12 protein-coding genes are annotated in these 9441 nt (G+C 42.2%); 1 reads left to right on the top strand and 11 read right to left on the bottom strand.

Annotation, left to right across the window (positions count from 1 at the left end; all coding sequences use genetic code 11):
* Positions 1-232: 232 nt before the first annotated feature.
* The 8 genes from G7035_RS17645 to G7035_RS17610 all read right to left on the bottom strand — a co-directional run bounded on the left by G7035_RS17645 (position 233) and on the right by G7035_RS17610 (position 6932).
* Complete coding sequence (locus G7035_RS17645; protein WP_016821481.1) at positions 233-982, bottom strand: polyketide synthase; 750 nt, start codon at positions 980-982, stop codon at positions 233-235.
* A gap of 46 nt (positions 983-1028) precedes the next feature.
* Positions 1029-1790 (bottom strand): enoyl-CoA hydratase/isomerase, encoded by a 762-nt coding sequence (locus tag G7035_RS17640; protein WP_019687993.1) that lies wholly within the window; start codon positions 1788-1790, stop codon positions 1029-1031.
* Positions 1787-3049: a hydroxymethylglutaryl-CoA synthase family protein gene (locus G7035_RS17635; protein WP_016821483.1), complete on the bottom strand. Its 1263-nt coding sequence runs from the start codon at positions 3047-3049 to the stop codon at positions 1787-1789. The genes G7035_RS17640 and G7035_RS17635 overlap by 4 nt, the downstream gene beginning before the upstream one ends.
* A 15-nt stretch (positions 3050-3064) precedes the next feature.
* Complete coding sequence (locus G7035_RS17630; protein WP_019687994.1) at positions 3065-4312, bottom strand: beta-ketoacyl synthase N-terminal-like domain-containing protein; 1248 nt, start codon at positions 4310-4312, stop codon at positions 3065-3067.
* Positions 4290-4529, bottom strand: a complete 240-nt coding sequence (locus G7035_RS17625) for an acyl carrier protein (protein ID WP_016821485.1) — start codon at positions 4527-4529, stop codon at positions 4290-4292. Before G7035_RS17625 ends, G7035_RS17630 begins: the two co-directional genes overlap by 23 nt.
* Before the next feature lie 25 nt (positions 4530-4554).
* Entirely contained in the window at positions 4555-5310 is a 756-nt protein-coding gene (locus G7035_RS17620) for a 4'-phosphopantetheinyl transferase family protein (protein WP_225164909.1), read from the bottom strand.
* A 113-nt stretch (positions 5311-5423) separates the two neighbouring features.
* Positions 5424-5954, bottom strand: a complete 531-nt coding sequence (loaP, locus tag G7035_RS17615) for an antiterminator LoaP (RefSeq protein WP_206704151.1) — start codon at positions 5952-5954, stop codon at positions 5424-5426.
* 318 nt (positions 5955-6272) lie between these two features.
* The gene (locus G7035_RS17610) at positions 6273-6932 is read right to left on the bottom strand and encodes an MBL fold metallo-hydrolase (protein ID WP_230877793.1); all 660 of its coding nucleotides are present in this window, start codon (positions 6930-6932) and stop codon (positions 6273-6275) included.
* Between the two features lie 524 nt (positions 6933-7456).
* Between G7035_RS17610 and G7035_RS17605 the strand changes: the two genes are divergently transcribed.
* Positions 7457-7933: a carbohydrate binding domain-containing protein gene (locus G7035_RS17605; RefSeq protein ID WP_228552633.1), complete on the top strand. Its 477-nt coding sequence runs from the start codon at positions 7457-7459 to the stop codon at positions 7931-7933.
* Positions 7934-8155: 222 nt separating this feature from the next.
* On the opposite strand, the gene G7035_RS17600 is transcribed toward G7035_RS17605, so the two are convergent.
* From G7035_RS17600 to G7035_RS17590, 3 genes are read right to left on the bottom strand one after another with little or no spacing between them, the layout of a single operon-like run.
* A complete protein-coding gene (locus tag G7035_RS17600) occupies positions 8156-8428 on the bottom strand; it encodes a barstar family protein (protein WP_016821490.1) in 273 nt (90 codons plus the stop codon).
* A 13-nt stretch (positions 8429-8441) separates the two neighbouring features.
* Complete coding sequence (locus G7035_RS17595; RefSeq protein ID WP_017428096.1) at positions 8442-8882, bottom strand: ribonuclease domain-containing protein; 441 nt, start codon at positions 8880-8882, stop codon at positions 8442-8444.
* 51 nt (positions 8883-8933) lie between these two features.
* The gene (locus G7035_RS17590; RefSeq protein WP_017428097.1) at positions 8934-9371 is read right to left on the bottom strand and encodes a GNAT family N-acetyltransferase; all 438 of its coding nucleotides are present in this window, start codon (positions 9369-9371) and stop codon (positions 8934-8936) included.
* Between the last annotated feature and the right edge of the window lie 70 nt (positions 9372-9441).

The following is a 9441-nucleotide window of genomic DNA, read 5'->3' as shown; positions in this document are numbered from 1 at the left end:
TCATCCACCAACTCCTCAAACACAAAATTTAAATACAACATGAGCTAAATGCTTATCACGATGTCTATTTTGAGCTACTGTTTCACGCTTGAAGCGTTGCCTAACGAAAGTAGCAAAGAAAAAACGAGTGATGAGAAAGGCTATGCGCCCCTTTCACACTCGTTTCCAGATTCCCATGAAAAACCGTAAAAGCGTCCAACAAATATAAATAAATAAGGATGTGGAAAAGTTATTATTTTCCAAACAGGTTGATGATGCGTTCTTTAACCTCGGCTTGGTGAAAGGTCTTCTCATGCATAATCAGCTCTTGTTCTACGATTTTGGGAAGCTGAGCGCGGAGTGGAGCTACCAGATGATCCTTTAATGTGATTAATGAAAATCTGGGTTTCTCGGCCAGCTGTCTAGCAAGATCCAATCCATAGCTCATCACTTCTTTGCGAGGCAAAACTGGAAACGGCACTCCTCGCTTCTCCAGTTCTGCGCCTCGGTAATTCCCCCCATTTAACAATAATTCTTCTCCCAGGCTGAACCCGAGTTTTTGGGGAAGAATGAACGTCGCACCCATTCCTGGTGTAAATCCGTATCTCATAAAATTAGTCGTGTACATACTTTCCTTACTCAGGATTACGAAATCAGAAAATAGCCCCATGACAAAGCCCCCACCAACCGCATGGCCCTGCATAGCAGCTATCACTGGAACTTTGCAGTTCAATGCTAGAGAGTAAATATTTTCATCAGTAAACTTTGATGTTCCTTCATGTATAGCCAATAGTCCTTCTTGCGTTCCACCCGTGGCGAAGTAGTTGTCATACCCTGTTATAATTACGACTTTGCAGGTCGAGTCATCCTGGATCGTACGGAACGCTTCTCTAAGTCCATGAGTCATTTCAAGTGTAAATGTATTTTTATGAACTCTATCTTGCATTGTTACTTGGATAATCCCTCGCTCGATCTCAAGTAACTCAACCACAGATTGTGACATGATGATCTACTTCCCCCTCAGCATCCCGTCTTGTGGCAAACGCCCATCAGTCCATCCACGGAAATTGACCTGTTTCGACATATCGGAAAATGCCCTTCAGATTTTGAGCGTCTGAAAACACCTCTTGATTGGACGCCAGCGCCAGTGATTTATACTGACGCAAATCGCTGAGTTCGTCCATAAAGCGTTTGTAGCGTAAAATACCCGTTTTGGACAATCGTCTGAGGCGTAATAAATGCTTGCGCAGCACCGTATCACTCTGGGCATCATATGCATCGACTAATCCCCATGTAAGAGCCTGCTCAACCATAATCGGCTGTGTCATTAATGTCAAATAATTCGCTTTTTGGAATCCAATTCTGCGTACTAAAAAGGGCAGAACACAAGCAGGGAAAAGCCCAAATAACAATTCCGACAGACTGAACTGTGCTGTCTGATCTGCTATCACAATGTCGCTGGCAGCAATAAATCCAATGCCGCCAGCGTTTGCCTTTCCTCGCACATGAGAAATCGTGATATAGGGCCCTGTCGCCAGTTTTAACCACAGATCATATAGAGGTTCTGGATTCTGTGCATGCTCATGTTCATTTGCCATTTTTTCGTACATTCCTTGAAAATCCGCTCCAAGACAAAACACCTCCGGCAGGCCTTCCAAAACAACGATCGTAACCGACTCCTCACACAGTGCAAGCGCATGCATGCATTCCTCAATGAGGGTGTTATTAATCGTGTTATTTGCCTCTGGTCGGTAAAACCGTAAGTAACAAATCGATTCTTGAAACCGAACCTGAATTGTTTGATAATTCATGATTCCCACCGATATTTGCGGTGGAATTCATAGATTTCCTCCAGATATAATCGCTGTCTCCCTTTCCCGGAATCGATCACTCCAGGAACCAATTGAAAATCAAGTTTGGTGTTGCGGGTTCCAAAACGTACAGCGCCACTGCCTTTCAGCAAGGATTCATATTCATCCATGGATAATTGATACCGATCATTCAAATTACGCTCGATCTCAAAACGACGCAGATATTCCTGGCTTTGCGGCATCACTACCCCGCTATAAAATTCCGAGCAGCAGCCTGATCCATAGGAAAAGCAACCAATCCGCTTCGGAGAATCAAATGTGCCCTTATCAATCGTGCCTGCCAAGGACAGGTACAAGGTCGCACCCATAATATTGCCGACTCGTTGGCAATACTCCAATCCTGGCTTGACACGTTGTACATAATCCGCCTCAATCTCATTGGGCTTGGCCTGAGTAATCCTTCGCATCATCGTGCGATGAGCTCCTTTTACCATTCCACCGAATGGAGTATGGAAGGAAAGATACTGGAAGGTATCTTTATAGTCCACTCCTTGTACCCGTTTCTGGTATTCCAAAAATGCTTGCTCGCAGCAGTCCAGATAGGACATTAAAGACAAGTCCGCATCTCCGGCCTCGCTATCTGGTATCGGCCGGCAAGTATCCATCACCTCATAGCCATAATATCCATTAGCGCCCGCATCGACTTGGAATATATGAGGATTTTCACTAATGAGCATGGCCACAGCCCCTGCCCCTCCGCTTGGTTCAGCGTAAGACCAATCCTCACTCAAAACATCCCCGCCTTCAGCGGCAATAAATCGTGAGATATCACTGGCAATAACAAGCGCTTTGGCCCCTGGCGAGACTTGGGATAAAATAAAATTCACCGCCATTTGGAGTCCGGCAGTACCTGAATAGCAGGCTTGCTTGAGTTCAAATAGCCTGCAATTCCGATTCAGTCCCAAATAGTGGTGAATATATGTACTGATTGATTTTCCAAAATCAATTCCTGATTCTGTACAGGTGATGAGCATTTCGATGCGGTTTTTTTCCGCTTCAGAGAGGGCGTCCACCAGCGGTTTTGCCGCATTGACTCCAAAGGTAACCGGATCTTCATAGGGCAGGGCAACAGCCTTTTCTTTCATTAATAAATTTTCAAATCTCGCAGGGTCCAACTGTCTGTGCTGCGCTAATTGCATGACATCTAGATAGGCTGAGCCCCCAAAAACATTCATTGCTTCTATTCCTACCAATACCATAATGCTCCCCCTTTCTTAAATGCCCGACTCATACTTTTGCATACAGATGGCCGTATTGATCCCGCCAAATCCCATGCTCAAATTCATAGTATTGTGAATAACCGCTGGGATGGACTCATTTTTCACCCAGTTGCAATCCACTTTGATCGGCTCCTCCAAATTGCGGGTAGGATGAAGTTTCGACTCTTTCATTTGTAGAAGAGTAGCAATAATTTCAACCGTCCCGGCTGCGCTCAGACCATGCCCGATAATGGATTTGGTTGCATTGATGTAAGCATGTGATAATTGGCAATCCTGTATTGCCTTTATTTCGATCTCGTCCCCAATTACAGAGCCTGTCCCATGGGGATTAATATAATCAATTTTTTCCGGCGACAGTTTCGCTTTCTCTAAGGCCCTTTTAATCACTCGAACCTCGCCCTCATAAGAAGGATTGGGGTTCCGGTTCCGATCCATCCCCATATCCCAGCCTGCAAGCTTTGCATAAGGTTTCCCCTGCCGCTTCATTGCAAAATCCGACCGCTCTATGACGATAACTCCGCAAGATTCCCCGTATATAAATCCATCGTGCATCTTATCAAAGGGGCGACACGCCATTGCTGGTTGGTCGGCATATCGGTCGCTTCCCATGGCTCCCAAAGATCGCAATGCCTGGCATTCCAAATACGAAATATCCATCAACGCCCCCATCGCAATGCACACATCAACCCGATTTGCTTGAATTGCCTCAATCGCTTGAATGATGGCGACTTGTCCGCTCGCGGAAGCCCCGCCGACAGTATACGCTAACCCTTGAATACCGAATTGCTCAGTGCATAATCCGCACAAATCAGTATCCATAAAGGACAGCCCATAGGTCGGAGATACAAAGTGCATTTTTTCCCGATAAGCCTCATAGGTTTGAAATAATTCCCGTTGCTGAAAATTGGAGCCTCCAATCACCAATCCTATGCAGCTAGGGTCCACGTCATCCAATTGAGCATCATCCCAGGCCTCTTGAAGGGTAACCATTGCCACCTGTCCTGAAAATGATGCGGTTCGTAACATTCGTTTGGAAATGGTCTCCGGATAAGACAGAGATGGCAGCTCCGCACCTATAAATGAAGCTTCTCCCTTTCTGCCTGGACGTTGCATAACTCCAAATGCATGTTGCCCTTTGAACAGCGCCGAAGCAAAGGCAGTCTTCCCTTGCCCAATCGACGAAGTAACACCAACTCCCGTAATAACTAACTCAGGCTCTTTATAATTTGGCATAGAGCGCATCTGCCAACTCTCCTACATTTTTAACGCCAGATAACTCAACGCGCGGAATATTAAGAGATAATGCTTCCATAGACTTCATTACAATATCGGCTCGATCTACCGAATCCGCACCCAAATCTACCAAGCGATCGTCATACTGAAACTGGTGATCGTTTAATTCCGGTAGAACTTCACAAATACAACCTTTAACGATTTCGAATACTTCTTCTTTACGCATGTATATCCTCCTAAAATTGGGTTATTTACAAACAGCTTGGATGGAAAATCGGATTAAATTGCTCATACAATTGAGACATATTGATACTCCATTCCGTCTTCCTTGGCGCTGCAATAGTAAAGATGTAGTTACCCAACCGATACGACTGGGCGGCATATTGCGGAAAATGCGAAAATGTACTCCGAAAGCATCCACTATTAAATCTGATCTCGTTAATTTCAAGCACTTGCAATGATGCGGTAAAGCCTGTGCGCAATATTTTCGAAATCGCCTCCTTTACCGTCCAAGAAACCGTCAATAAAACAGAGTATTCCTCTACTCCTCGCACGGCTGCGATTCTTTCCCTTTCTTCCGTCGTCAATTGGCTTTCCATGGTCTTATTTCGGTTAGGACTTATCCTCTCAATATCAATCCCCATAGGATGCGCTTCTGGAAAAACAACAGCGGTCCCGATTTCATCACAGTGGGCAATGCTCACTTGGTAACCAGGGACTCCGGTAGTTCGAAGCAAGGGCTGGCCGAAAACACCTGTCTCCACGCTTATGTTGCGTAGGTTCTGCTCCCTTAACAGCACGGATGCTGCTTGTTTTGCACTTAGCCTGCCAAGCAGAAAGTTGGATTTTCGGCGCTGGAATAGCAGGCTCTCAAAGTAGCTACACTCATCTGAATGAAAAATCTCCGGATCGAGAGCAGCATCGTCACGGCAAACTGCATGTACAAAACTAACAGCCGCCTTCATCACGATATCTTCCCGCTTCAACATGAGCTGTTCCGTATACATGGTCACATGCATATCCCCCTATGAATAGGCAAGCACAAACCAAAAAAACCTTCAAATGCCTTAAGGGCTCTGAAAGCTTCCAAATGGAGAAGATATCCCCACGATTATTCTATTTAAACTTTACTAATAATTTCTAAAGCTACGTTCACTAGTCTGATATCACCCATAAATTCTAGCTGAATAACCGCCTGTCTTTTATGTCTGTCTATCTTCTTAACTATGCTGCTTCTTCCTTTAAGCGGCCCTTCTATGATACGTATATTGTCTCCTTCAATAATTCCAGTTGAGCATTCTATACAATATCTATCATTGCATAAACTCTCTAAAACTTGTCTCTCGCAATCTCGCATAGAAGCTTCTAACTTCGAATATCTCAATAAACGAATGATATCGCTGGAAGTATAAATCATTGAATTTGTACTTGTTACGAACTGCAAGTCAGGTAAGTTGGACTCAATAAACACATAACTGGGGAACAAAGGCGCTAATTCTTTCTTGACTGTTCCTGCTACTTTAAAAAGCCTCTCTTGGAGCGGTATAAATGGTTTGTAAACTTCAGAATCAAACCACTTATTAAAAAGTTGTTTAACCCTTTCTTCCCTACCCGTTCGCACAAAAAGCACGTACCAATTCACTCCGCTCATCTCCTAACAAAACATACTGCCAAAATCAACCCCTATAATGTCTGCTGCCAGTGTATGCATAGCTTCGCCCTTTCACTTATCCTGCTTGATAAGCTACAATCTCTCACGATATGTCCCTCATCAGTGGTTAACGTGACCCGCCAGCGATTAACCGCAAACAAGTTCCTTTATTTTTCATATAATCATATAATTGGAATAGTATATTTCCATTATAATCCTCTGCTCAAACAGTGTCAATTGCCATTTTGGCAACAACCCGGTCTATCTTTAAGGGGATAGAGGCCCCATCACCCTTTAGAACTGCCCCCTTTTACCAACTCATTTAAAATTGAATAAACCTTTTTGGTTGGGGCGCATTCTGAAATTAATAAACGGCTTCATGCTCGTAAATTGAAAATAAATATTTTCATCCATAAGGTGACTGAGTGGGAACCCAGGTGCTTTACCATATGAATGAGCAGGATAAATTTGAATGGAGCTATCAACCTCTCGCTTTATTTTTTGAACGCTATGATATAAGTCTTTCGGATCTCCTCCATTCGGATCACAAAAGCCACAACCTTCAATGAAAATGGTATCCCCCGTAAACAAGTGATTGGATAAAAGATAGCATACACTTCCCACGGTATGTCCTGGGGTCAAAAGACTTCTAATTTCTGTTTCTCCAAGTTTGATAATATCCCCATCTTTAACGGGATGTAAATTATCACATCTAAAATGGTAATAATCGATTTCTTGTATTGACATGAATACGTGCGGTCTATACTTTTCCAGGAGCGGATTTACCAAATTAACATGATCTAAATGTGAATGGGTTAATAGTATGACTCTGAGATTACCATTCAACTGTCGAAGATATGACTCTATTTTCGATAAATCCCATGACGGATCGACAATAGCAATGTCTCCTGTTTTCTTATCCATTACAATATATACATAGTTAATAAAATTCATAAAACAGACTCTTAACTGTTCCATATGGTATGTCAGACTCATATCAGCTTCACTGAACCCACCTTCCCATGGCCAAATCCAAATTTGTGCGTCAAATTCACAGTTCAAATGCGGCTGAATTGATCTACATCACTATGCGTTTGCTATGTTGTAGTCTTTGCTAAGAGTTCCTGAATAACAAGCATTTCTGCGCTTTTCGGGATAATTCTCGTCTCCGATGTCTTTCTGTCAAAAGTTGCTGTACCAATGATTATACCAACTTATGCAATAGAAAGGCTTCGGCCCTCTGTTACAAGATTTTGCTCTATAAAGTCGTAAAACTCTTTCTCGCTGTAATTACGTAACTAAAAAAAATACCGCCATACGGCGGTATTTTTGGTTTCTCTTAATATGAACACTATTATTCACACTTTCATAAACTACTAATACAAAATACATTTTTTACTGAAAGAGAGTTGGCTGAGATGAAACCTAAAAAAACTGGAAAAAGTACAGCTACTGTCCGTAGAGGGATGAATAGATCCCCTATACAATCTCAACCTCACGCATTGAAGAAGAAAAGAATATTGCCTACTCAGGCTGTTGTTAGAAACGGCGGCTTTGAAGATCAGGATTTGACACCTTGGATTGCAAACGTCAGCAACGTGACAGGTCAAATCTTTATTACCAGAACCAACCCGCACAGTGGCAATCAAGCCGTCAGAATCTCAGCTAACCCGGGGCACAGCGTCTCGCTTAGACAAACGATTTCCGATCTGAGAAGAGGAAGAAGATACCGTGTGACCTTCTGGGTACGTAATTTGATCAGTCCTTTCGGTGGTCGGCTTCAAATTAGTTTAGGAGAGCAAACCTACACGATCCAGCTTAACTCGCTACCTTCATCACAATATGAGAGAGTCTCCCGTACCTTCTCAATCTCAGGGAATTCGGGGACAGTCTCTAGAGATTTAGTGTTCCGCGTTACAGCACAGGATACTTTTGCAACCATTCTTTTGGATGATGTATCTATATCCAGATTAAGATAATAAATCATTTGGTAGCAGAATTATCATTACAAAACACAAAACTAAACTGAATTTTATAGCATGTAATTTTTCCAAAATTAAAGCGCCTCTTCCGCATATTAACGGTGAGGCGCTTCGTTGGTCCTGTGTACCTGCAGATACTGTAATCTATATAAAATACCAGAGTCTGTCCCCAATTCGTCTTTGTTCTCCTAACTAAAAGTGAAAATCTTAAAAAGATAATTATACTTTCACGTCAAAAGTAAAATTCTCCACCTCTTCTTCGGCTTCACGCATTAAATCCAACAAACGATCGGCGTATTCTCCAAGGGATTTCCTGCTTGCGTGAAAATCAAGCCATTGAATTGTAAGTGGCATCGGGATGGAGCCAGTTAAGCAATCCCATAATGCATCCAAATTTCGACCGTAAGTTTGGTCTAATCCAAGCTGGGCTTGAAGTGTGTCATGTAATTCTTCTTTTCCATGAATGTTATTTCCATTTATAATTACAACCATCATAAAGCCTCCTTCATTCTTTTAGTTGCTCAAACGTACGGTAATGATCAGTTGTTTTATAGATTAAGCCATCATTGGAGTAGAGAATTCGATCGCTCCCCCTAGTTCCGCCTGAGTAATTAATGTCTGCTTCGTACCAAATTCTCCCTTTTTTCTCAGGCAACAAGCCTTCTCGATTTCGAAATACATCACCGCCTATGCTTTTGCCTGGGGCTACTTTTTCCAAATTTCCTTCACTAGGCTCCCAGCCTAATTTTCTGGCCTCTTTCTTGGTTATATAATTCCCGGGAAGATCATTATGCTCCGAAATATATTTAGCGACTTCATCAAATTGCGTTAAAACAGAACTGCTGTGTGTCGAGTCCTTTAATGAGACCGTTTGGAGCGAACAGCCTGTAAACAGGATGGTCACTAAAATAAAAAGCAAGACACCTAAATATTTTTTAACATTCATTACATTTAATCTCCTTTGATAGTTACATCCTATGTTCAAAACTTATCAATCTCATTGATTTCTTTTATTCATTATTTTTTCTTTTGGTGTATAATAGTCACCTGTGAAAGTAAATCCAAATTGTTTATATAATTGAATTGCATGGATATTATTTTCATAAACACTTAAATAAATATGGTGGCCAGGGTACTCATTTTCTAAAAATGAAATAAGCTTTTCCATAAAATATTTGCCCAAGCCCATTCCCTGAAATCGCTCATCTATTAGAAACCGATCGAACCAGACTTCGTCTTCAAATTTACCGTACATAGCAAAACCCACTGGTATAGCATTTTTATACAGACCTACTGGTACAAAACGAGTATCCTCCCTAGCCTCTTGTAAACACTGTGAGATGGATTCTACAAACTGTCGCTGATCCTTAGCTATGCTTAAGGAAAGTACTTCTTTTTCATTCGAGCTCGTTACAACCCGAATTTCGCTAAACATAATAACAAAACCTTTCCATTTAGTTTGTTTACAAAACGATCATATGGTATATAGTAACTATACAGTCAAG

The sequence above is a fragment of the Paenibacillus polymyxa genome, assembly GCF_015710975.1.
Classification (GTDB): Bacteria; Bacillota; Bacilli; order Paenibacillales; family Paenibacillaceae; genus Paenibacillus; species Paenibacillus polymyxa.
Note: the sequence above shows the minus strand (reverse complement) of the source record. Positions and strands in the feature narration are given on the sequence as shown.

Excerpts from the sequence above, each read along its gene's own strand:
- G7035_RS17645 (WP_016821481.1), bottom strand. The coding sequence starts at position 982 with ATGTCACAATCTGTGGTTGAGTTACTTGAGATCGAGCGAGGGATTATC.
- G7035_RS17640 (WP_019687993.1), bottom strand. The coding sequence starts at position 1,790 with ATGAATTATCAAACAATTCAGGTTCGGTTTCAAGAATCGATTTGTTAC.
- G7035_RS17635 (WP_016821483.1), bottom strand. The coding sequence starts at position 3,049 with ATGGTATTGGTAGGAATAGAAGCAATGAATGTTTTTGGGGGCTCAGCC.
- G7035_RS17630 (WP_019687994.1), bottom strand. The coding sequence starts at position 4,312 with ATGCGCTCTATGCCAAATTATAAAGAGCCTGAGTTAGTTATTACGGGA.
- G7035_RS17625 (WP_016821485.1), bottom strand. The coding sequence starts at position 4,529 with ATGCGTAAAGAAGAAGTATTCGAAATCGTTAAAGGTTGTATTTGTGAA.
- G7035_RS17620 (WP_225164909.1), bottom strand. The coding sequence starts at position 5,310 with ATGTATACGGAACAGCTCATGTTGAAGCGGGAAGATATCGTGATGAAG.
- loaP (WP_206704151.1), bottom strand. The coding sequence starts at position 5,954 with ATGAGCGGAGTGAATTGGTACGTGCTTTTTGTGCGAACGGGTAGGGAA.
- G7035_RS17610 (WP_230877793.1), bottom strand. The coding sequence starts at position 6,932 with ATGGAACAGTTAAGAGTCTGTTTTATGAATTTTATTAACTATGTATAT.
- G7035_RS17600 (WP_016821490.1), bottom strand. The coding sequence starts at position 8,428 with ATGGTTGTAATTATAAATGGAAATAACATTCATGGAAAAGAAGAATTA.
- G7035_RS17595 (WP_017428096.1), bottom strand. The coding sequence starts at position 8,882 with ATGAATGTTAAAAAATATTTAGGTGTCTTGCTTTTTATTTTAGTGACC.
- G7035_RS17590 (WP_017428097.1), bottom strand. The coding sequence starts at position 9,371 with ATGTTTAGCGAAATTCGGGTTGTAACGAGCTCGAATGAAAAAGAAGTA.